Origin of the sequence: Bradyrhizobium cosmicum (genome assembly GCF_032290525.1) — a bacterium.
Taxonomy (GTDB): domain Bacteria; phylum Pseudomonadota; class Alphaproteobacteria; order Rhizobiales; family Xanthobacteraceae; genus Bradyrhizobium; species Bradyrhizobium cosmicum_A.
The window spans coordinates 43,428-63,832 of the sequence record NZ_JASXTA010000020.1 but is presented as its reverse complement, the minus strand read 5'-3'; the positions used below and the strand labels follow the sequence as shown (position 1 = coordinate 63,832).

Annotated in this window: 22 protein-coding genes; 15 read left to right on the top strand and 7 right to left on the bottom strand. The window is 63.4% G+C overall.

The annotated features are described in order from the left end of the window. Window positions 1–32: 32 nt before the first annotated feature. Window positions 33–1,148, bottom strand: coding sequence for an ATP-dependent RecD-like DNA helicase (locus QSV46_RS29920; RefSeq protein ID WP_314960118.1), 1,116 nt, complete (start codon window positions 1,146–1,148; stop codon window positions 33–35). A gap of 171 nt (window positions 1,149–1,319) precedes the next feature. Here QSV46_RS29920 and QSV46_RS29915 point away from each other — a divergent pair, with 171 nt between their 5' ends. Further along, window positions 1,320–2,525 carry an LLM class flavin-dependent oxidoreductase gene (locus QSV46_RS29915; protein WP_314960117.1) on the top strand — a complete coding sequence of 402 codons (1,206 nt, stop codon included), beginning with the start codon at window positions 1,320–1,322 and terminating at the stop codon, window positions 2,523–2,525. Window positions 2,526–2,747: 222 nt separating this feature from the next. After that, window positions 2,748–3,239: a septal ring lytic transglycosylase RlpA family protein gene (locus QSV46_RS29910; RefSeq protein ID WP_314960116.1), complete on the top strand. Its 492-nt coding sequence runs from the start codon at window positions 2,748–2,750 to the stop codon at window positions 3,237–3,239. Window positions 3,240–3,351: 112 nt separating this feature from the next. Here the strand turns inward: QSV46_RS29910 and QSV46_RS29905 are convergent, their stop codons facing one another. After that, window positions 3,352–4,308, bottom strand: coding sequence for a LysR family transcriptional regulator (locus QSV46_RS29905; RefSeq protein ID WP_314960115.1), 957 nt, complete (start codon window positions 4,306–4,308; stop codon window positions 3,352–3,354). A gap of 77 nt (window positions 4,309–4,385) precedes the next feature. Between QSV46_RS29905 and QSV46_RS29900 the strand changes: the two genes are divergently transcribed. The 4 genes from QSV46_RS29900 (at window position 4,386) to QSV46_RS29885 (ending at window position 7,475) form a co-directional block, all read left to right on the top strand. Then, window positions 4,386–4,937: a nuclear transport factor 2 family protein gene (locus tag QSV46_RS29900; protein WP_314960114.1), complete on the top strand. Its 552-nt coding sequence runs from the start codon at window positions 4,386–4,388 to the stop codon at window positions 4,935–4,937. 133 nt (window positions 4,938–5,070) lie between these two features. Then, a complete protein-coding gene (locus QSV46_RS29895) occupies window positions 5,071–5,430 on the top strand; it encodes a DUF2200 domain-containing protein (protein WP_314960111.1) in 360 nt (119 codons plus the stop codon). Window positions 5,431–5,536: 106 nt separating this feature from the next. Next, window positions 5,537–6,331: a helix-turn-helix transcriptional regulator gene (locus QSV46_RS29890; protein WP_314960108.1), complete on the top strand. Its 795-nt coding sequence runs from the start codon at window positions 5,537–5,539 to the stop codon at window positions 6,329–6,331. Between the two features lie 157 nt (window positions 6,332–6,488). Then, window positions 6,489–7,475: an ABC transporter substrate-binding protein gene (locus QSV46_RS29885; RefSeq protein ID WP_314960106.1), complete on the top strand. Its 987-nt coding sequence runs from the start codon at window positions 6,489–6,491 to the stop codon at window positions 7,473–7,475. Between the two features lie 16 nt (window positions 7,476–7,491). On the opposite strand, the gene QSV46_RS29880 is transcribed toward QSV46_RS29885, so the two are convergent. Both QSV46_RS29880 and QSV46_RS29875 read right to left on the bottom strand, forming a co-directional pair. Then, window positions 7,492–7,923, bottom strand: a complete 432-nt coding sequence (locus tag QSV46_RS29880; RefSeq protein ID WP_314960104.1) for a response regulator transcription factor — start codon at window positions 7,921–7,923, stop codon at window positions 7,492–7,494. A gap of 87 nt (window positions 7,924–8,010) precedes the next feature. After that, window positions 8,011–8,523 (bottom strand): DUF992 domain-containing protein, encoded by a 513-nt coding sequence (locus QSV46_RS29875; protein WP_314960102.1) that lies wholly within the window; start codon window positions 8,521–8,523, stop codon window positions 8,011–8,013. 457 nt (window positions 8,524–8,980) lie between these two features. Here QSV46_RS29875 and QSV46_RS29870 point away from each other — a divergent pair, with 457 nt between their 5' ends. From QSV46_RS29870 to QSV46_RS29830, 9 genes are all read left to right on the top strand, one after another. After that, window positions 8,981–9,859 (top strand): L,D-transpeptidase, encoded by an 879-nt coding sequence (locus QSV46_RS29870; protein ID WP_314960299.1) that lies wholly within the window; start codon window positions 8,981–8,983, stop codon window positions 9,857–9,859. 119 nt (window positions 9,860–9,978) lie between these two features. Continuing rightward, window positions 9,979–11,145, top strand: coding sequence for a cytochrome P450 (locus tag QSV46_RS29865; protein ID WP_314960099.1), 1,167 nt, complete (start codon window positions 9,979–9,981; stop codon window positions 11,143–11,145). Window positions 11,146–11,517: 372 nt separating this feature from the next. Then, window positions 11,518–12,468: a sulfonate ABC transporter substrate-binding protein gene (locus QSV46_RS29860; protein ID WP_314960096.1), complete on the top strand. Its 951-nt coding sequence runs from the start codon at window positions 11,518–11,520 to the stop codon at window positions 12,466–12,468. Window positions 12,469–12,506: 38 nt separating this feature from the next. Then, entirely contained in the window at window positions 12,507–13,460 is a 954-nt protein-coding gene (locus QSV46_RS29855; protein ID WP_314960094.1) for a sulfonate ABC transporter substrate-binding protein, read from the top strand. Continuing rightward, entirely contained in the window at window positions 13,457–14,635 is a 1,179-nt protein-coding gene (ssuD, locus tag QSV46_RS29850) for an FMNH2-dependent alkanesulfonate monooxygenase (protein ID WP_314960093.1), read from the top strand. The genes QSV46_RS29855 and ssuD overlap by 4 nt, the downstream gene beginning before the upstream one ends. Continuing rightward, window positions 14,632–15,438, top strand: a complete 807-nt coding sequence (ssuC, locus tag QSV46_RS29845) for an aliphatic sulfonate ABC transporter permease SsuC (protein WP_314960091.1) — start codon at window positions 14,632–14,634, stop codon at window positions 15,436–15,438. Before ssuD ends, ssuC begins: the two co-directional genes overlap by 4 nt. A gap of 20 nt (window positions 15,439–15,458) precedes the next feature. Continuing rightward, window positions 15,459–16,298 carry an ATP-binding cassette domain-containing protein gene (locus QSV46_RS29840; protein ID WP_314960089.1) on the top strand — a complete coding sequence of 280 codons (840 nt, stop codon included), beginning with the start codon at window positions 15,459–15,461 and terminating at the stop codon, window positions 16,296–16,298. A 32-nt stretch (window positions 16,299–16,330) separates the two neighbouring features. Continuing rightward, the gene (locus QSV46_RS29835; protein ID WP_314960087.1) at window positions 16,331–16,912 is read left to right on the top strand and encodes a flavin reductase family protein; all 582 of its coding nucleotides are present in this window, start codon (window positions 16,331–16,333) and stop codon (window positions 16,910–16,912) included. An 84-nt stretch (window positions 16,913–16,996) separates the two neighbouring features. Then, window positions 16,997–17,152, top strand: a complete 156-nt coding sequence (locus QSV46_RS29830; RefSeq protein ID WP_314960084.1) for a hypothetical protein — start codon at window positions 16,997–16,999, stop codon at window positions 17,150–17,152. Between the two features lie 4 nt (window positions 17,153–17,156). On the opposite strand, the gene QSV46_RS29825 is transcribed toward QSV46_RS29830, so the two are convergent. From QSV46_RS29825 to QSV46_RS29815, 3 genes are all read right to left on the bottom strand, one after another. After that, window positions 17,157–18,191, bottom strand: coding sequence for an ATP-grasp domain-containing protein (locus tag QSV46_RS29825; protein ID WP_314960081.1), 1,035 nt, complete (start codon window positions 18,189–18,191; stop codon window positions 17,157–17,159). Further along, window positions 18,188–19,216: a putative zinc-binding metallopeptidase gene (locus QSV46_RS29820; RefSeq protein ID WP_314960078.1), complete on the bottom strand. Its 1,029-nt coding sequence runs from the start codon at window positions 19,214–19,216 to the stop codon at window positions 18,188–18,190. Before QSV46_RS29820 ends, QSV46_RS29825 begins: the two co-directional genes overlap by 4 nt. Window positions 19,217–19,421: 205 nt before the next feature. Next, complete coding sequence (locus tag QSV46_RS29815) at window positions 19,422–20,375, bottom strand: ribose-phosphate pyrophosphokinase (RefSeq protein ID WP_314960076.1); 954 nt, start codon at window positions 20,373–20,375, stop codon at window positions 19,422–19,424. Window positions 20,376–20,405 lie beyond the last annotated feature (30 nt).

The window sequence follows — 20,405 nt, the reverse complement described above, 5'->3', positions numbered from 1 at the left end:
TTGAGGCGATGGCGTCGCCAAAGCATCGACGCTCAAACGACGATACTCAACCTTTTCGCCGCGCGCGTGATGCCCGTGTACAGCCATCTTGCGCGACTGTCCTGAAACGCAAAACTCTCGTCGAACAGCACGACGTCGTCCCATTGCGAGCCCTGCGACTTGTGCACCGTCAGCACATAGCCGTAGTCGAACTCGTCATAGGGCTTGCGCTGCTCCCAGGCGATCTGCTCGACACCGCCCTCGAAGCAATCGGCGCGAACCGAAACTTTCGTGACCTTGTGACCAAGATCCTCGTCCGGCGACAGCCGCATGCTGAGGATGCGCGATTTCGAGCGCGCGGTGTTGCGTGATTTCACGCGCCACAGGCCGCCGTTGAACAGGCCCTTCTTGCGGTTGTTGCGCAGGCAGACCAGCTTGTCGCCGGCGACCGGAAAGACGTCCTCGATGTTCTGGCGCTGCCGCACCCGCATATTGTACGCGCGCCGCGTGTTGTTGCGGCCGACCAGGACCTGGTCGGCGCCCATGACGCGATCGGGATCGAGCTCCTTGCGCGACACGACCTCGCTCTCGCCGTAGCGGCCGATATCGAGCTCGCGGCCTTCGCGGACGTCCATGGACATCCGCACGATCGGGTCGTCCTGCGCCTGGCGGTGCACCTCGGTGAGCATCGCGTCGGGCTCGGTGTTGGTGAAGAAGCCGCCGCCCTGGATCGGCGGCAGCTGCGCGGGATCGCCCAGCACCAGCAGCGGGCAGTCGAACGACATCAGGTCGCGGCCCAATTCCGCATCGACCATCGAGCATTCGTCGATCACGATCAGCTTGGCCTTCGACGCCGGCGCGTCGTCCCACAATTCGAAGCTCGGCTGCTCCTCGCCGGATTCGCGGGCGCGGTAGATCAGCGAATGGATGGTGGAAGCCTCGTCGCACCCCTTGTTGCGCATGACCAGGGCCGCCTTGCCGGTGAAGGCGGCGAATTTCACCTCGCCGTCGACGCCCTCGGCGATGTGCCGCGCCAGCGTGGTCTTGCCGGTGCCGGCATAGCCGAACAGGCGGAACACCGGCGGCGTGCCGTTTCGTCCGGGTTTTGCTTTCAGCCAGTCGCCAACGGCTTTCAGCGCGGCGTCCTGATGCGGGGTGAAGGTGGCCATGTCTGTCCGGAAGGGTCCAGGCGGCAGAGTTATATGAGTCGCCGCAGGCAAACTAACGATTCGGCCCGCGCGATCAAGCCGTTCTCCCATGTGGCGGAATTGATGCTTCGTAGACAGCGCCGTCCCGCTCATTAAGATGAGCGCAACCAAGAATAATGCGGGAGAGGCGTCATGAAGTTCGGCATCTTCTATGAGCTGCAACTGCCAAGGCCCTGGGTGGCCGGCGACGAGCTCAAGCTCTACCAGAACGCGCTCTCGCAGCTGGAACTTGCCGACAGGCTCGGCTACGACCACGCCTGGGTCGTCGAGCATCACTTCCTCGAGGAATATTCGCACTCGCCCTCGCCGGAATCATTTCTCGCCGCCGCAAGCCAGCGCACCAAGAACATCCGGCTCGGCCACGGCATCCTCCAGCTCACCACCAACCACCCGGCGCGCGTCGCCGAGCGCGTCGCGGTGCTCGACCTGCTCTCCAACGGCCGCTGCGAATTCGGCATGGGCGAGAGCGCGTCCATCACCGAGCTGACGCCGTTCGGCCGCGACATGGAGACCAAGAAGGAGGTCTTTGAGGAGGCCGTAGCTGCGATCTTCCCGATGTTCAAGGACGCCGGCAGCGAGCACCACGGCAAGTACTTCGACATCCCCCTGCGCAATGTCGTGCCCAAGCCGGTGCAGAAGCCGCATCCGCCGCTGTGGATGGCCTGCTCGCAGCTGCCGACCATCGAGCGCGCCGGCCGCCATGGCTTTGGCGCGCTCGGCTTCCAGTTCGTCAGCGCCGATGCCGCCCATGCCTGGGTGCACGCCTATTACAACGCCATGACTAAGCGTCTCGCAAAACTCGCCGACTACGAGATCAACCCGAACATGGCGCTGGTGTCGTTTTTCATGTGCGCGAAGACCGATGAAGAGGCACGCGCACGGGCCGACGGCGCCACCTTCTTCCAGTTCGCGCTGCGCTTCTACGGCGCCGCGCAAAATCGCCAGCGCCCCGCGCCCTACACCGTCAACATGTGGGACGAGTACAACAATTGGAAGCGCGACAACCCCGAGGCGCAGGAGGCCGCGCTGCGCGGCGGCCTGATCGGCTCTCCCGAGACGATCCGCAGGAAGCTGAAGCGCTTCCAGTCTTCGCATATCGACCAGTTGATCCTGCTCAATCAAGCCGGCAAGAACAGCCACGAGCACATCTGCGAATCGCTCGATCTGTTCGGCCGCGAGGTGATGCCGGAATTCCAGAACGATCCGGCGCAGGAAGCCTGGAAGAGGAGCGTGATGAGCGGCGAGATCAAGCTGGAGGAGATCGACACCGAGGCTTTTACGGATCGCTACGGCAAGCTCGCGATCAACGTGGCACCGGCGAAGGCGGCAGCGGAATAGACCGTTCGTTCAATCAGTCATGTTGCTGACGCAATCTCTGTCTTAGACGGTGGCAACTTAAACCGCTGCGTGGGAACCGATCTGGTTCGCACAACTGTTCCATAGCCAAGGGGTTGGCTCGAATCCGCAAAGCACCGGCGCAAGCTTCATGAACGCTTCCGCGTTCGCTTGCTCTGTTTGCGGTGTCGGGAACCGGCGATCGAAAAAATCACAGGAGTTATAATGCCGTTCCGCTCGAGCGCCGCACTTTGCGGCGCCCTGATTGCGCTTGCCGTCTCCGTTACTGCTGCTCGAAGTGAATCGCGTGGAGTTCACTCAGACACCGTCCTTGAAGCCGCCTCCGGGAATGCGGTCGTTGGCGCTGCATCCATGTACAATCCGTTCAAGCCCGGCAAGGAGGAGGGCGGTCCGAGCACAGCGTCCGGTGAGCGGTATGATCCCTCTGTCTGGACGGCTGCCATCAAAACGAGTTTGCGCCGGAAATTCGGTGGGGTCCAATTTGGTGCGAGGCCGAAATATGCCCTCGTCGAGGCCGTCGGCAAGAAGGTCATCGTCAAGATCAACGACGTCGGGCCGCTCAGGCCCGGCCGCATCATCGACTTCAACGAGCGGACGATGCGCCATTTCGATCCGAGCCTGGAGCTCGGAGTCATCGATGACGTCAAAGTCAGCCCGCTTTCAGGGGACAATTGGACCCCGGGGCCGGTAGGCTGAGCATCACGCTCCATAACTGGCGGCGCACCGCAGACGAGGCGTTGCGCTGCCTCCGGGGCTGCTCCCGAATTCGCGCGCTTTGCAGTCATCTCTTGACCAGCGGCCTGTTAGCTCAGCTGGAAAGTCGTCCCGTCCCGGCTTCTTCGACGACCAGATGCATCAACCATGCGACGCCGGCATCCATCATGGCCGCCTTTGTCGCGACCGCCTGGATCGCGTCTGACTTCCGCTTGAGGGGAAGTTCGACGAATTCGAGCGCGAAGCGAGCTGAGTATTGCGCGACCAGACGGCGCGGCAATGCGGCAATCATGTCGGAGCTTGCAAGCTGGACCATGGCCATCATGAACGTCGGCACGGTCAGGACAATCCGGCGCTGAAGCCCGCGCTTTGCCAGGAGCTGCTCGACGAAGCCGCGTGGATCGCCGTCCAGCGACACCAGCAGATGTTCAGCCTTGCAGAATGCCGACAGCGTCGGTTCGCGGGCAAACCCGTGCCCCTTGCGCATCACCACCACGAAATCCTCATTGTAAAGTCTCCGCGCCTCGAAGCGGGGCGGCACCGTGCGCAGAGGCAGGATCGCAACGTCGATCTCGCGCTTCTCCAGCTGCTGCAGACTCTCCTTCCAGGGCTGCTCCTCCGAGTTGGCGTGCCCTGGCATGAGATGGATCAGGCCCATGTCGACGTGAGGGGCCTCTTTCCTGAGCCGCCGCGACAGCGGGACCATCACCGACGCCACGATCGCATCGGGCGCACCGATGATGAAACGACGGTTGCTCGTCGCCGGATCGAACGGCGTCGCTGACGCGATCACGCACCCGACGCGCGCCACGATGTCCGCGACGGGCTCGCCAAGCTCCAGCGCCCGCGCCGTCGGCACGACACCCTTCGGCGTGCGCAGGAACAAGGGGTCATCGAACAGACGCCGGAGCCGCCCGAGCGCGTGGCTGACCGCGGACGGCGTCAGGTTCAGGCGGCTGGCTGCACGCGCCACATGGCCTTCTTCCAGCACGGCGTGGAAGAGCACGAGCAGGTTGAGATCGACCCTGGATAATTGAATTGGCTTCAGCATGATCGTGAAATCATATCACTGGATTCATGCACGCGTAAGCTTCATGGATGGGCCACATTGCACACCAGGAGGGCCAGATGGCTGAGCAAGATACCCAGGTGCCAACCACGCTGTCGCGGCGGGCGGCAATCGCGGCAGTCGCTGCGGCACCGCTGTCCACTCAGCTTTGTCCAGATGCCACCGCCGGCGACGAGGTTGCGCAACTCGTCCAGCGTGCCGCTGCGAAAAATGCGGCGTTCATGCGCGGCGACATGGATGGCTGGCTCAGTCACGTTCACATCGCGTCGGACTTCACCCTGATGCAGCCGTTCGGCGGCCCCGCCAGCCGCGGGTTCAATGCCAGCCCCGAGCGGTTGGCGGAACTGTCCCGCTTCTTCAAGAACGGCGAAACCTCTCTCGAAGTCGTGCAGACCCATGCATCGGACAGTCTCGTCGTTCTCGTCATGCTCGAGCGGCAACACGCCGAGGTCGGGGGCATGCCCGACCAGGACTGGTCGCTCCGGGTGACCGAAGTCTACCGCAAGGATGGATCTGAATGGCAGCTGGTGCATCGTCACGCCGACCCGCTGCTCCACCGCATTTCCCTGCAGCAGGCGGCGGCACTGGCCCGGGACGGGCGCGAGAACTGATGGTGACGGCTGGGTGTTGCCGTCGGGCTCGGTCCGGAAGTAGTGATGGACGGCGTTTGTGTGCCTGGGCGCAGCCCGGCGCCCGATCGCCGCAGGTCGTCACGTCCGCAACAAGCGATCCCCTGGAGCGCTCATGGCAAAACACCGGATCTATACGACGAGCTTCGCAAGCGTCTACCCGCTTTACGTTGCGAAAGCGGAGAAGAAGGGGCGCACCAAGGCTGAGGTCGATCAGGTCATCTCCTGGTTGACCGGCTATGGCCAGAAGGAGCTCGAAGCTGAACTGGAAAAGCGGACGGACTTTGAAACCTTCTTTGCGACGGCTCCCAAAATGAATCCGTCGCGCGCCATGATCACGGGCGTGGTTTGCGGTGTCCGCGTGGAACAGATCCAGGAACCAACGATGCGGGAGATCAGATATTTGGACAAGCTGATCGACGAACTGGCCAAGGGAAAGGCCATGGACAAGATCTTGCGCAAAGGCGAATCCTGAGCCGGCGCTTCTTGCGCTCGACGACGTCGGAACGCATCCCGAGACCCGCCTTCCGCCGCGCCGCCTTTGCTGATAACTTTCGGCAAAAGGCGACAGGGAGAAGACGATGCGCCCGCACGGGACGTCCGCGAATCCGGCCGCAGGCGATGTGACGCCCGCGGTGCTCGCCATCGGCCGCCCCGATTTTCCGAATGTGCTGATCGACACGCTGCGCGGCCAGGCCGGTGTCGGCCATTGCATGGTGTTCGCGCTGAACCGCGCCGGCGCGGCAAGCTGCCTGCTCGATGCCGGCAACATTCCGATCGGCGGCGATCTCGGCGCCGCCTATGCCGGTCAGTTCCATGAGTCCGATCCCAACCGCGATGCGATATTCGAAAGCGAGGGTCGCGCGCCGATCGTGCTGCCGTCGTTCGCGCCCCGCATGTATGGCGCGCGCTACCGCAAGATCTTCTTCCAGGATTCCGGCATCGTGGACAAATGCGCCACCGCGATCTGGACTGGCGGCACCTGCTTCTATGTCAATTTCTACCGCATCACGGCCCAGGGCCGCTTTGGCGATGCCGAGCGTGCGCGGCTGCAGGCCATTGCGCCGGCGATCGGCGCCAGCGTCGCGCGTCATTTCCAGCAGGCCGCGACCGCCCCGCTCGACCAGAACCTCGCCGCGTTGTTCGCGGCGCGCGCGCCGCTTGCCGCACTGACGCCGCGCGAGCAGGAGGTCTGCCGGCACATCCTGCTCGGCTTCAGCTCCGAGGCGATCGCGCAAGCGCTCGGCATCAGCCTGCATTCGACCCTGACCTACCGCAAGCGCGCCTATCAGCGGCTCGGCATCTCCTCGCAGAACGAATTGTTCGGGATCGTGCTTGGCTTGCTGGTGCAAGGCCATGTCCGGAGTTGGGTGTAAAGCCAGACTTGCCGGTTGAACGCGCAGACTTCTCACCTTGACCCAACTGGGACATTCGCCATTTCCGACGAGAGTGCCGCCTTCGATCCCGGTTTAGCCCTATCAACGTGCCCGTCTGAACCGCTAAGATGTCAAATCCTGAGCCTTGGGGTTGGCGATGAAAAGGCGCGAGTTCATCACACTTATCGGCGGCGCAGCGGTAACATGGCCGCTCGCCGCTGACGCGCAGCAGAAGAGAAGGCTCCCCGTTATCGGCTTATTGCACCCCGGCTCGACGGGTGGCCCAGCGGCGGTTGGATTTTACGAAGGGCTGCGGGAGCTTGGCTACGCCGAGGGTGTGAACATAGCGATCGAGCGTCGCTACGGGGATTGGAATACAGATCGATTCCAGCAATTGGCGGCTGATCTGGTTCGGCTCAAGCCTGACGTTATTGTCGTGGTGAGTACATCACCGGCTCGCGCAGCCAAGCAAGCAACCAGCACAATCCCTATCGTCGTGGGCGGCATGGCCGATCCTGTCGGTGATGAATTGATCGTCAGCCTCGCACGACCAGGCGGGAATATTACAGGAAATACTTTTCTTGGCCCAGAACTGATTGCCAAACGCTTCGAACTGCTCAACGGCGCCATTCCTGGACTCTCGCGCGTTGCTGCCCTCTGGCATCCTTCTGCATACGGCAAACGTACGATGGATGGCATGTTGAAGGAGACCGAGGCTGCGGCCCAGATGTTAAGATTGCAGCTTCAACTCGTGCCAGCCGCTGGTCCGGGCGACCTCGACGGCGCCTTTCTCAAAATCACCCGAGAGCACGCCGATGCTGTCATTCTGTTGCCTAGCCCGATGTTATATGCCGAGCACAAACGCATCGTGGAATTGGCGGCGACAAACCGACTCCCGGCAATGTACGCCGCGAGGGAGTTTGTGGAGGATGGGGGGCTGATGTCCTATGGGGCGAGCCAGCAAAATCTGTTTCGACACGCCGCCATGTATTTGGACAAAATCCTCAAGGGGGCTAGCCCAGCCGACCTACCGGTCGAGCAACCGACAAAGCTGGAGTTCGTCTTCAATCTGAAAGCCGCGAAAGAACTGGGACTGGTAATCCCCCGCGAAGTCCTGTTGTTGGCCGACGATCTAATCGAATGAACAGCGCGATGTCTGTTCATGGACCCCAAACGGACGTAGCGACCCCGAACGTTCTTGTTTCTGGCTGCGCCGACGAAGCCACAGCTTTCGAAATGGCATTCAGCAAGTCATCCTGTGCGAACGGCTTGCGTAAATAGGCGATGCATCCGGCGTCCATCGCCTCATTGCGCGTGGCCTCGTCGTCGCTCGCGGTCATGAAGATGATCGGCCACTTCGATCCTGATGCCGCAAGCCGGCGTTGCAGCGCGATCCCCGAAATTCCCCCGAGGTGAATGTCAAGCAGCAAGCAGGTTGCCGCCTGCACGCTGTCGCTCTCAAGCAACGCCTCGGCCGAGGCGAACGTCCGGCTCTCAATGCCGTGGCACGCCAACAGCCGCGCCACGCTCTTCAGAAGGCTCGCATCGTCGTCAAGCACGACCACAACTGTCCGCTGCGCCATCATAGCCATGTCCAGCCCGCCTAGGCGTATATGGCTCCCAAGGGGTCGGCCAATCCCTTGATCTGGATCACGGAAAGTCTGCGGGCGCTGATGTCATCACTGGGCCTTGCGACGCGCAGGCGCAGTGGCCGGCCGCAACTCCATGCTGGATACGCCGGCTGTAATGTTCACGCCTGTCTGACCCTGAACGGACAATGGCTGCAAAGCGACCGTGCGGTCGGAGCCGCCGATCAGGAGGTTGGCACCCACTCCGGCGCCGACCGTACCACCGGCGGTCGCACCCGCATAGGTTCCCGCCAATGCCGCCCGGCGCAGTGTGGTCGGTGCAAAAACGGCCCAAGTCAGCTTGCCACCGGACGTGGCGCCGATGTCGACCCCAAGCGTACTGACGGAGCCTTCATAAGCCTCGCGCGCCCTGCCTCTCGCCGATGCATAAATGCAGCTCAGTTGCCGCTGTCCGGCGACAATCATGCCAACGCCCGGCGATATGTTGCAGGTGAGCGTGCCGACCTGCGTTCGCCCAGCCTGCTGAGCCGTAGCAGGAACAATGGTCAGGGCGAGCACCAGGGCGGCGCATGCGGTTGTTCTGTTCAGCATTGCTTCGTTCATGGGCGGCCTCCACCGACGTATTCTGGTGGTCTCCAACGCGAACCAGCATTGCGATGTTCCTGCTCCTCGCACGTGCGAAGCCGAAAGAAGGGCTGAGCGCAGAAGAGCTACGAATAAAGGCGCTAGATCAATTATCAGGACCGCCAAGGAGCCCAGGTTCGCCCCGCCGTGCCGGCCGATGACTGAGTGAAGTCCCGTTTCTGGGCCCATCAGCGAAGTAGCTGTGCATCTCGTTGAGGTCCGCTCAGCGAGGTACGGCGGACCAGATTTGCTCGGATTGAGTTCTTCGCATTCCGACCCAAAGCCGCCGTTGGCGAAAGAGCGGAGCGTGTCCGCCCCGCCCGAACAAGAATCCGGCGTTAACCATCGCTAACTGTTCCCGTCCGAGCAACATCGCTTCGAAGTTTCTTAAATCTTGCCGGGTACCTCTCTTGGTCGTGGTGACCTGGAGAGAGCTATGAGTAAGCGGGCCAAACGCGGAAAGGCGGAGACGCTCGCAATTCCGATGGTCGCGAGAGTTGCAATTGGGGCCGTGGCCGTCGCCGTCGTGGGGTACGGCTTGCTGTCTCGACCGGCCAGCGTGCAGCCGAACCGCAAGCCGTCCGCGCCCCAGGCGCAGGTCCAAGCCCAGGCGTCGTCAACTCCGGTTTATGTGGCAACTCCAGTTCATGCAGCGGCGCCAGTTCCGGCGCCGGCTCCGATTCCGGCCCCGGCACCTCTGGTCGAACCGCCAAAAGCCGCTGACGGTCCCGGAGCATTTGTTCGGCAGGTGGTCGACTACGCCAGCCGCCAGGCGCCCGGCACCGTGATCATCGATACCGGAAACACATTTCTCTATTTCGTCCTGAACGAGAGGCAGGCGATGCGCTACGGCATCGGTGTCGGCCGCGAAGGTTTCACATGGTCCGGTGAGCAGACCGTGGCCCGTAAAGCAGAATGGCCGGATTGGCATCCGCCTGTAGAGATGGTCTCGCGTCAGCCTTATCTGCCGCGGTTCATGGCGGGCGGTCCCGGCAACCCGCTGGGCGCTCGCGCGATGTATCTCGGCGAGACCGAATATCGAATTCACGGCACCAACAATCCCGATACGATCGGGAAACGGGTCTCGTCCGGCTGTATCCGGCTGACCAATGACGACGTCGTGGACCTCTATGAGCGGGTGAAGATCGGAGCGAAGGTGATCGTGCTTCCGGCAAATGCTGCACGTCGACCGTCCCCGGGAGCGCCGGCCGGCGCCGCCTTCCGATTGCCGGACCCGGCATCGCCGTCGAAGCGGCCCTTGGCGGCCAACGCGCAGATGTTGTCATCTGGACCGAGAATAGCCGAGGCCCAGTAACTCGGCCCTTCGTCCCCGGTCTGCGTCCCAATTCCGTCCGTCCCCATCGCTAGGGACAGACGGCGGCACCGGAGTTCGCTAGTCTGCCCTGAATTACACAAAATCCAGGGAAGACCGCATTGAGCACCGCGCCGCGCATCGACATCGACCCTACAGCGTTCTGGGCCGATCCCTATCCGATGCTCGCAAAAATGCGCAAAGAAGCGCCGATCGCCTTCGTGCCGCAGCTCGGCTCGACGCTGCTGACGAGCCGCGACGACATCTCGATTTCCGAGAAGCAGATCGACGTGTTCTCCTCGCATCAGCCTGCGGGCCTGATGAACCGCCTGATGGGCCACAACATGATGCGCAAGGACGGCGAGGCGCATCAGGTCGAGCGCCGCGCGATGTTTCCGACGGTGTCGCCGAAGACGGTGAAGGCGCACTGGACCTCGCTGTTCCAGGCCCATGCCGATCGCATTCTCGATACACTCGAGCCGGGGCGGATCGATTTCATGCGCGATTTCGCGCTGCCGTTCTCCGGCGAGTGCCTGAAGTCGATCACTGGTCTGACCAATATCCGATACCAGGATATGGACGCGTGGTCGCAAGGCATGATCGAGGGCATCGCCAATTACGCCGGCGATCCCGCGGTCGAGGCGCGCTGCCACGCCGCGACGTCGGGCATCGATGCTGCGATCGACGACATTCTGCCGGTGATGCGCAAGCATCCCGACCAGAGCATTTTGGGCGTGCTGCTCGCCTCGGGCATGCCGATGGAGAGCGTGCGCGCCAACGTCAAGCTCGCGATATCAGGCGGCCAGAACGAGCCGCGCAAGGCGATCGCCGGCACGGTATGGGCGCTGCTGACTCATCCCGAGCAACTCCACGTCGTGCGCAGCGGCGAGGTGACCTGGCTGCAGGCCTTCGAGGAATACGCGCGCTGGATCTCGCCGATCGGGATGTCGCCGCGCCGGATCGCCAAGCCGTGGAGCATCCGCGATGTCGCCTTCGAAACCGATGAACGCGTATTCCTGATGTTCGGCTCGGCCAATCGCGACGAGAAGCATTTTGAGCGTGCCGACCAGTTCGACGTGCGGCGTGACGTAACCAAGAGCGTCGCGTTCGGCGCCGGTCCGCATTTCTGCGCCGGCGCCTGGGCCTCGCGCTCCATGATCGCCGACGTCGCTCTGCCGACATTGTTCGCGCGGACGGAGCGGATCGAGATCGCCGATGACGAGCCGGTGCGGATCGGCGGCTGGGCGTTCCGGGGGCTGCAGAACCTGCCGGTGAGGTGGCTGCGTTAGCCCGCCAAAGGCTCGTCGAGCCGAACGCCGCCATGATGCCATCTTGCCCCTGTTTTGCCCGACGAGTCAAACGAACTTCGGATAATACGTAAGTCATTGTTTTCGCATGACCCGGGCTACTGTGCATGGGGTTGTTTTCGCGGTTTTTGTTTTGACCTGAGAGTCCGGGACCGAATGCGTGCGGTCTTCACATCCGCGTGCGGAAAAATTCTGTCTTCATTCGCGCGATCGCTTGAAAGATTAATCACGCGCCTCGCCACACGCGCAGTGCTGGCATCGCTATTTTTCCGGCCGTCTCGACACCTCTGCTGACCCGCACCATCATTCACCGGACTCGAATGAATGACGGCCGTGCGCGGCCGGGAGTGTGGAATGCAGCGTCGCGACTTCTTGAAACTGTCCGTTGGAACCGCAGCCGCCGCTGCATTCGCGCCGCGCGCGAATGCGCAAGGCACGGTGAAGGAAATTCGCATCGGCTACCAGAAGAACGGCGTGCTGGTCATCACGCGTCAGCAGGCCGCCCTGGAAAAACATTTCGCTCCCTTAGGCATCGAGGTGAAATGGGTCGAGTTCTCCTCGGGTCCGCCGATGATGGAGGCGATGAATGTCGGCAGCGTCGATTATGGCGCGGTCGGCGATTCCCCGCCGGTGTTCGCGCAGGCGGCCGGAGCGGCGATCGTCTATGCCGCCGGCCAGCCCATCACCAACGGCCAGGGCATCCTGGTGCCGAAGGATTCGCCGATCCGCTCGATTGCTGAATTGAAGGGCAAGCGCGTCGGCTTCACCAAGGGCTCCAGCGCCCACAACATCGTGGTGCAGACGCTGGAGAAAGCCGGCCTCACCTATGCCGACATCACGCCGGTCTATCTGACCCCGCCGGATGCGGGCCCTGCGTTTGCCAATGGCAGCATCGAGGCCTGGGCGATCTGGGATCCGTATTTTGCGATCGGCGAGACCAAACAGAACGGCCGCATCCTGATCAATGCGCGCGAGGTCACCAAGACCAATTCGTTCTACATCGCCAACCGCGATTTCGCGAAGAACCACGGCGCGGTCCTGCAGCAGATCGTCGACGTCACCGCCGCGACCGCCAAATGGGCCGAACAACACCGTGACGAGGTCGCGAAATCGCTCGCCGCGGTGACCGGCATTCCGCTTGACATCCAGACCATCGCGGCCAACCGCTCATCGTTCGTGGTCGGGCCCGTCACCGACGACATCGTCACGACCCAGCAGGGCGTTGCCGATCGCTTCTACAAGCTCGGCCTGATCCCGAAGCCGATCGTCATCCGGGACATCGTCTGGCGCAATCCGGCAGCCTGATCGTGCCCACCAATCTCCCCATTTCAAAAGGTTTGAACATGAGGCGTATCATTCACCGCCTGATCGCTGCCATCGTGTTGTCGGTCGGCATCGTCGCCGCCGCCGTCGGCACCTCCTACGGTCAGGACAAGGTGGTCCGCATCGGCTACCAGAAATACGGCAAGCTGGTGCTGCTCAAGAGCAAGGGCACGCTGGAGCCGAAGCTTGCCGCCAACGGCTACAAGGTGGTGTGGACCGAATTCCCGTTCGGCCCGCCGCTGCTCGAAGCGCTCAATGTCGGCGCGATCGATTTGGGCAACACCGGCGAAGCCCCGCCGATCTTCGCGCAGGCTGCCGGTGCGCCGATCCAGTATGTCGCCTATGAGCCGCCGGCGCCGAAGGGCGAGGCGATCCTGGTGCCGAAGGACAGCGCGCTGAAATCGGTCGCCGATCTCAAGGGCAGGAAGGTCGCGCTCAACAAGGGCTCCAACGTTCACTATCTCCTGGTCAAGGCGCTGGAGAAGGCGGGCGTCAAATACTCGGAAGTTGAGCCCGTGTTCCTCGCACCTGCCGATGCGCGCGCCGCCTTCGAGCGCGGCGCCGTCGATGCCTGGGTGATCTGGGATCCATTCCAGGCCGCGGCGGAAGCCGCCACCGGCGCACGCACGCTCGCCGACGGCAGCGGCATCGTCGCCAACTACCAGTTCTATTTCTCGTCGAAGAAATTCCTCGACGCCAACCCTGAGATCGTCGACGCCGTGCTCGCCGAGCTCGGCGCGGTCGACGATTGGGCCAAGGGCGACATCCATGCGGTGGCCGAGCAACTGGCGCCGGCAATCGGATTGTCCGTCCCGGTGGTCGAGGTGGCGCTGAAGCGGCAGTCCTACGGCATCAAGCCGATCACCGATGCCGTCATCGCCGATCAGCAGCAGGTTGCCGACGCGTTCTTCGCGCTCAACCTGATCCCGAAATCCATCAAGATTTCCGACGTGGCGCGGAGGCCAGGAACATGAGCAAGGTCATGAGCAAGCAAAGCAACGCCAACATCCTCTGGTTCCTGCCGACCCACGGCGACGGCCGCTATCTCGGCACCGGCATCGGCGGCCGTGAGGTCAATTTCAACTATCTGCGCCAGATCGCACAGGCCGCCGACCAGCTCGGCTATTACGGCGTGCTGCTGCCGACGGGGCGATCTTGCGAGGATTCCTGGATCGTCGCCTCCAGCGTCGCGCCGTTCACCGAGCGGCTGCGTTATCTCGTGGCCGTCCGCCCCGGCCTGCAATCGCCGAGCGTGGCGGCGCGCATGACGGCGACGCTCGACCGGATTAGCAACGGCCGGCTGCTCGTCAATGTCGTCACCGGCGGCGATCCCGTCGAGAACAAGGGCGACGGCATCTTCCTTCCCCATGACGAGCGCTACGAGGTCACCCGCGAGTTCCTCAGCGTCTATAGCGACCTGCTCGCCGGCAAGTCCGTCAATGTCGAAGGCAAGCACATCCACATCGAAGGCGGCAAGCTGCTGTTTCAGCCCGTCCAGTCGCCGCGGCCGCCGCTGTATTTCGGCGGCTCGTCCGATGCCGGCATCGACGTCGCCGTCGACGCGGTCGATAAATATCTCACCTGGGGTGAGCCGCCGGCTTTGGTTGCCGAGAAAATCGCGAAGGTGAGGGACGTCGCCGCCGCGCGCGGCCGCAAGCTCTCCTTCGGCATTCGTCTGCATGTCATCGTCCGCGAAACCAGCGAGGAGGCCTGGCGTGCCGCGAACGAGCTGATCAGGCATGTCAGCGACGAGACCATTGCCACGGCGCAGAAGAACTTTGCCCGGATGGACTCGGTCGGCCAGCAGCGCATGGCGCAGCTTCATGGCGGCAGGCGCGACAAGCTCGAGATCGCTCCGAACCTGTGGGCCGGCGTCGGCCTCGTGCGCGGCGGTGCGGGCACGGCGCTGGTCGGCGATGCGCAGACCGTCGCGGCCCGCATCAAGGAGTACCAGGATATCGGGATCGATACCTTCATCATGTCGGGCTATCCGCATCTGGAGGAAGCCTATCGCTTCGCCGAGCTGGTGTTCCCGCTGCTCTCGCTGGAGCAGCCCTCCAACGTGACCAGGCTGCACTTCAACGGCGGTCCCTTCGGCGAGACTGTCGGCAGCGACTACCGTCCGCAGCAGCGAGTGTCCGAATCATGAGCCTGATCGACAGCGTTTCACTTCCGCGCAGCTTCCGTCTGCCGCGGGTCGACGGCCTGATCCAGTGGATCGTGCCGCTCGCCATCATCGCGATCTGGCAGATCGCGAGCGTCACCGGCTTCGTGCCGACGCGGGTGCTGCCGGCGCCGAGCGATGTCGTGCTCGCCGGCTGGAAGCTGCTGCTGTCTGGCGAACTCCTCCGCAACATCTGGGTCTCGTTCTGGCGTGCCTCGATCGGCTTCCTGATCGGCGGCAGCATCGGCTTCGCGTTCGGGCTTGCCAACGGGCTGTCGCAGCTCTCGGCAAAGCTCACCGACACCACGCTGCAGATGGTGCGCAACGTGCCGCATCTGGCGCTGATCCCGCTGGTCATCCTGTGGTTCGGCATCGACGAGAGCGCAAAGCTGTTCCTGGTGGCGCTCGGTGTGTTCTTTCCGATCTACCTCAACACGCTGCACGGCATCCGCACCGTCGATCCGCAATTGATCGAGATGGGCCGCATCTACGGCATGACCGACAGCGAGCTGTTCCGCCGCGTGATCTTCCCCGGCGCGCTGCCCTCGATCTTCGTCGGCATCCGCTTCGCGCTCGGCATCATGTGGCTGACGCTGATCGTCGCCGAGACCATCGCGGCATCCTCGGGCCTCGGCTACATGGCGATGCAGGCGCGCGAGTTCATGCTGATCGACGTCGTCGTGCTCTCGATCCTGATCTATGCCCTGCTCGGCAAGCTTGCCGACAGCGCCTCCCGCGTGCTGGAGCGTCTGACGCTCGCCTGGCACCCGGCCTTCCAGAAACGTTGAGCAGAAATACTGGGAATCACATGCAGACAGCGCTTCGTACCTCCCCTCCCGAAACCGAGCTCGCCAGCCGCGCCAATTTCGCGCCTCACGCCCGAATCGTGCGCGAGCAGTGTCCGGTTCAGACCAGCGGCTTGCCGCTCAGCATCCGCGGCCTGCGAAAGTCCTTCGGCGACAACGAGGTACTGCGCGGCATCGACCTGCACATCCCCGCCGGCCAGTTCGTCGCGATCGTCGGCAAGAGCGGCTGCGGCAAGAGCACGCTGCTGCGCCTCATCGCCGGCCTCGACAAGATTGATGCCGGCGGCATCAGCTTCGGCGATGCAGCGGTCCAGCCCGAGGATATCCGCGTGATGTTCCAGGAGCCGCGGCTGTTGCCCTGGGCGCGCGTGTTGTCCAATGTCGAGGTCGGCCTCGGCCGCGACCGTGCCTCGGGCGATGCGCATGCTCGCGCCGAGAAGGCCCTAGGCGAGGTCGGCCTCGCCGACAAGCGCGACCAGTGGCCGTCGGTGCTGTCTGGCGGCCAGAAGCAGCGCGTGGCCCTTGCCCGCGCACTGGTCTCCCGTCCCCGCGTGCTCGCTTACGACGAGCCGCTCGGCGCGCTGGACGCGCTGACCCGCATCTCGATGCAACGGCTGCTGGAGCGCGTCTGGCGCGATCAGGGCTTTACCGCGATCCTGGTGACCCACGACGTCTCGGAAGCCGTTGCGCTGGCGGACCGGGTGCTGGTGATCGACGAGGGCCGCATTGCCCACGATGTCACGGTTAACGCGGCCCGGCCGCGCGAACGCGGCTCGGCCGAGCTTGCGAGCCTCGAAGGCTCGATCCTGAGCCATCTTTTGTCGGCGGACGATCGTACCTAGATACAAGGGAACCCCTTCTCGGGGAGCATGCCATGAATGTAGTCCCCCGCGATCTCATGACCGAAATCCCCGTCTCGTCCGCCGATTTCCGCGGCGCCATGCGCCACCTCACCGGCGGCGTCAGCGTCATCACCGCCGGACGGGGCAGGGACATCACCGGCATGACGGTCACCTCGGTGAGCTCGTTCTCGCTGGACCCGCCGACGCTGCTGGTCAGCATCAACCGCAATGCCTCGTCCTTCCCGCTGATCCGCCGCTACGGTGCCTTCGGCGTCAACATCCTGGCGGCCGATCAGCTCGAAATCGCCGAGCGCTTTGCCGGCAAGGGCGGCCTCAAGGGCGCCGATCGCTTTGCAGGCAGCCAGTGGGTGACGGCGGTGTCGGGCGTTCCGCTGCTGGTCGGCGCATTGTCCGCGGTCGATTGCGAGGTCGAGGAGATCGTCGAGCGCCATTCGCACGGCATCGTCATCGGCCGCATCAGGAACGTCAGGAATTCAACCCGCAACGCGGCGCTGGCCTATTGGCACGGCCAGTATGTGGCGGTCGATCAGGACGAAGACGCAGCCAGGCTCGCAGACGTCAGCCTTCCCTCACGCGGCCGGCGCGGGGGTTGACCGCCGCGCGCGGGCTGGCCTTTTCCCCGTCATCGCTCTAGAAGCACACCGGCACTCCCGCCGGGACGGCAATGGAGCGGATCGATGAAGCGTGTCGCGATGTTCGCCTTCTATGCCGTGGGCGCGCTGGCGATCGCCTATCTCGCGCTCTACGCCTATGCGATGTTCAGCGGCCAGCCGATCGTGCCGGGAGATCCCATCCACATCTTCCGCAAGCCGGACGCGCCGAGTTATTCGTAGGATTTCACCCCAAAGACACGCCGGCCTTGGCCCGGCTGATCCCGAGCGTCAGGATCCGCTGCAGCAGATCCCCGTACTTCAGCCCGTCGTGCAGAGCCGCCGTCGCGAACTCCTGGCTCTTCGCTATCTCGGGGTTGGGGTTGGCTTCGATGAAATACGGCGTACCGTCAGCGGCGAGGCGAAAATCGATGCGCGCGTAGCCGTCGAGGCCGAGCGCCCGATAGATGCGCTTGGCGGCACGCTGAATGCGCGCGGTGACTTCCGGCGCGAGATCTTTCGCCGGTCCGTCGACGATGCCGACCTTCTCTTGGTAGTCGGTGTCGTGCTTGGCCTTTTCAGTAGCGATGTGCCGTGAGCTGCGTCCGCCCATGCTGCCGAATTTCAATTCCCAGACCGGCAGCACGCGCAGTCGATTGTTGCCGAGCACGCCGACATAGAGCTCGCGTCCCTCGATGAACTGCTCGGCGATGGCGGCGGTTTCGCTGCGATCGTGGATAAAGGCGACGCGCTCCGCGAGCTTTTCGTCGGTATCGACGATGGAGGCCTGAGAAATACCGGCAGATCCATCCATGTTGAGGGCCTTGACGATCAGCGGCAGCGCGAGATGCTTCGGCCGCTTGACCTTGCGTCGCATCGGGAAGACGGCGAAGGCCGGCACCGCGATGCGGCGGTGGTGCACCAGCGTCTTGGACAAATCCTTGCCGCGCGCGAGGATCAGGCCGCGCGGGTTACATCCGGTGTAGGGCACCTTCATCAATTCGAGATAGCTGGCGATGTGCTGGTCGTAGGCGACGTTGTTGTGGAATTCCTCCAGCAGCGTGAAAACCACGTGCGGCTTGAATTGCTCGATCGCTTCGCGGACCGGTTTGATCTCTTCCTGTGCGCCGAGTACGCGAACCTCATGTTTGCTTGCACGCAGGGTGCTGACGACGTCGTATTCCGTCTTCCAGTTGTTGATTTCCTGCGGCGTGTATCCGTCGCTTGAATCCGGCGGCAGGAAGTCCGGATGCATCAGCACCAGAATGCGTTGACGTCTCATAGCGCGATCCATTTGCGCCGGGACGGACCGAACAACGCGTGCATCGTCTTGGCGGTCACGAGGACGGTGAAATCGAGAACGAGCTTCTGTTCGGGGCCGACCGCGCGCAGATCGAGCTCGCGGCAACGGGAGATCATGTCGTCAAGCACGGCATCGAGCGTGAGCTGGTTCTCGCCCGTCCACCGCGCGACTAGTTGCCTGATCTGGGCCCGGTGCCGCCTGATCAGGCTCGAAGCGGGTTTGGAGCGATGATGTCTTGGATCGGCGGAGAAAAGCCGGGAGAGGTCGCGGTCGTAGGTCTTGGGCGGCGTGAAGGCGTAGAAGGCCTGCTTCCTTTTGTAATGGTCTTCGAGCGTCTGGCTGAGCTTGCTCAGTGGATCGACGCGCTCGTGCGTCGTAATCAGCGGTCGTTTTCCCGCGATCTCGCCCATCAGCTCGTCGACATATTCGAGCTTCTTCAGCGCCGGCCAGCCAGCATAGCGCGTCCGCCAGTTCGAGCGCGGCCGCAGCCACACCGCAAAGGTCTCGGCAAAATCCTCGTCCGGGTGGCTCTGCGCATACCACAGCCGGAGGTGCTGGACGTAGCGGCGGCTCGCGGGGTTGGGCCGGTAGTAACGCGGATAGTGCTTTGACGACGGACCGAACAGCTGCTGCCAGCGCCGGCGGCGCTGCAATTGGTAGCCGTGCTGCAGCGCATGGCCGGCTTCGTGACGGAGGATGGCCATGCACTCACGCCAGGTTCCACCCTCGACGTCGAACATCATCTTCTTCTCGAGCTTCGTCAGGCGAGGATGGGCGAGATAGAAGGGAAGCGCGATGCCGGGCACATCTCCCGGACTGAACCATTCGCTTGAGATCCACGTGTGCGGCCGCAGCCGGATGCCCCGCTCTTCGAGCTCTTCGTAGAGTGTGGCAACGCAGTCTTCGAGCCAGGTGCCTTCGACCGTAACCTTCAGGCTACTCAGGCGCTGCTGGAGCAGTTCCTCGTCCGACAGCTTTTCCCAAGCGAATTTCCGGCGCGGCATCAGGCATCCAGGAGGTGACTCGATATCTGGATGATGTCATGCGTCGCCGCCGGCAACAACCCGTGGGAGCCGGGACGTGTTGCAGTGCGTCAGAGTGCAGGGCTGTCGGCCGCAAGCGCGTCCATTGTCCGCGATCCAAAAAGAAAAGGTGGGCACGGCGCAGTGCGCCTTTGCCCACCCTACGAGACCTTTCGGATCGGAAAGATCAGTCGAACAGGCTCGACACCGATTCTTCCGCCGCGGTGCGCGCGATGGCGTCCGAGATCAGGCTGCCGATCGGCAGCGTGCGGATGTTCGGCGCCTTGGTCACCGCCTCCGTCGGCAGGATCGAGTCGGTGATCACGAGCTCCTTCAGCTTCGAGTTCGTGATGCGGGCCGCCGCGCCGCCGGAGAGCACGCCGTGGGTGATGTAGGCGTAGACGTCCTTGGCGCCCTTGGCGATCAGCGCGTCGGCCGCGTTCACCAGCGTGCCGCCGGAATCGACGATGTCGTCGACCAGGATGCAGCTGTAGCCGGAGACGTCGCCGATCACGTTCATGACCTCGGATTCGCCCGCGCGTTCACGGCGCTTGTCGACGATCGCGAGCGGGGTGTTGATGCGCTTGGCGAGGCCGCGGGCGCGGGCCACGCCGCCGACGTCGGGCGACACCACCATCACCTTGCCGAGGTCGAAACGTTCGCGGATGTCGCGCACCATCAGGGGGGCAGCGAACAAATTGTCGGTCGGGATGTCGAAGAAGCCCTGGATCTGGCCGGCATGCAGGTCGAGCGTCATGACGCGGTCGACGCCAGCGTGGGTGATCAGATTTGCGACGAGCTTAGCCGAGATCGGCGTGCGCGAGCCGGAGCGGCGGTCCTGCCTGGCATAGCCGAAATAGGGGATCACTGCGGTGATGCGGCGCGCCGAGGAGCGGCGCAGCGCGTCGGTGATGATCAGCAGCTCCATCAGATTGTCGTTCGCCGGAAACGAGGTCGACTGAATGATGAAGGCGTCCGAGCCGCGGATGTTCTCCTGGACCTCGACGAAGATTTCCATGTCGGCGAAGCGCCGGACCACCGCTTTGGTCAGCGGCATATCGAGCCCCTGCGCGATGGTCAGCGCGAGAGCCGGATTGGAGTTGCCGGCGACAAGTTTGATAGAGCCGTTTTTGGCCGACATGGACGCTTCCTTCCGCGCTTTGCTGGATAG

What these genes read in the sequence shown, in the direction of transcription:
- QSV46_RS29920 (WP_314960118.1), bottom strand. Translation starts at nt 1,148, where the DNA reads ATGGCCACCTTCACCCCGCATCAGGACGCCGCGCTGAAAGCCGTTGGC.
- QSV46_RS29915 (WP_314960117.1), top strand. Translation starts at nt 1,320, where the DNA reads ATGAAGTTCGGCATCTTCTATGAGCTGCAACTGCCAAGGCCCTGGGTG.
- QSV46_RS29910 (WP_314960116.1), top strand. Translation starts at nt 2,748, where the DNA reads ATGCCGTTCCGCTCGAGCGCCGCACTTTGCGGCGCCCTGATTGCGCTT.
- QSV46_RS29905 (WP_314960115.1), bottom strand. Translation starts at nt 4,308, where the DNA reads ATGCTGAAGCCAATTCAATTATCCAGGGTCGATCTCAACCTGCTCGTG.
- QSV46_RS29900 (WP_314960114.1), top strand. Translation starts at nt 4,386, where the DNA reads ATGGCTGAGCAAGATACCCAGGTGCCAACCACGCTGTCGCGGCGGGCG.
- QSV46_RS29895 (WP_314960111.1), top strand. Translation starts at nt 5,071, where the DNA reads ATGGCAAAACACCGGATCTATACGACGAGCTTCGCAAGCGTCTACCCG.
- QSV46_RS29890 (WP_314960108.1), top strand. Translation starts at nt 5,537, where the DNA reads ATGCGCCCGCACGGGACGTCCGCGAATCCGGCCGCAGGCGATGTGACG.
- QSV46_RS29885 (WP_314960106.1), top strand. Translation starts at nt 6,489, where the DNA reads ATGAAAAGGCGCGAGTTCATCACACTTATCGGCGGCGCAGCGGTAACA.
- QSV46_RS29880 (WP_314960104.1), bottom strand. Translation starts at nt 7,923, where the DNA reads ATGGCTATGATGGCGCAGCGGACAGTTGTGGTCGTGCTTGACGACGAT.
- QSV46_RS29875 (WP_314960102.1), bottom strand. Translation starts at nt 8,523, where the DNA reads ATGAACGAAGCAATGCTGAACAGAACAACCGCATGCGCCGCCCTGGTG.
- QSV46_RS29870 (WP_314960299.1), top strand. Translation starts at nt 8,981, where the DNA reads ATGAGTAAGCGGGCCAAACGCGGAAAGGCGGAGACGCTCGCAATTCCG.
- QSV46_RS29860 (WP_314960096.1), top strand. Translation starts at nt 11,518, where the DNA reads ATGCAGCGTCGCGACTTCTTGAAACTGTCCGTTGGAACCGCAGCCGCC.
- QSV46_RS29855 (WP_314960094.1), top strand. Translation starts at nt 12,507, where the DNA reads ATGAGGCGTATCATTCACCGCCTGATCGCTGCCATCGTGTTGTCGGTC.
- ssuD (WP_314960093.1), top strand. Translation starts at nt 13,457, where the DNA reads ATGAGCAAGGTCATGAGCAAGCAAAGCAACGCCAACATCCTCTGGTTC.
- ssuC (WP_314960091.1), top strand. Translation starts at nt 14,632, where the DNA reads ATGAGCCTGATCGACAGCGTTTCACTTCCGCGCAGCTTCCGTCTGCCG.
- QSV46_RS29840 (WP_314960089.1), top strand. Translation starts at nt 15,459, where the DNA reads ATGCAGACAGCGCTTCGTACCTCCCCTCCCGAAACCGAGCTCGCCAGC.
- QSV46_RS29835 (WP_314960087.1), top strand. Translation starts at nt 16,331, where the DNA reads ATGAATGTAGTCCCCCGCGATCTCATGACCGAAATCCCCGTCTCGTCC.
- QSV46_RS29830 (WP_314960084.1), top strand. Translation starts at nt 16,997, where the DNA reads ATGAAGCGTGTCGCGATGTTCGCCTTCTATGCCGTGGGCGCGCTGGCG.
- QSV46_RS29825 (WP_314960081.1), bottom strand. Translation starts at nt 18,191, where the DNA reads ATGAGACGTCAACGCATTCTGGTGCTGATGCATCCGGACTTCCTGCCG.
- QSV46_RS29820 (WP_314960078.1), bottom strand. Translation starts at nt 19,216, where the DNA reads ATGCCGCGCCGGAAATTCGCTTGGGAAAAGCTGTCGGACGAGGAACTG.
- QSV46_RS29815 (WP_314960076.1), bottom strand. Translation starts at nt 20,375, where the DNA reads ATGTCGGCCAAAAACGGCTCTATCAAACTTGTCGCCGGCAACTCCAAT.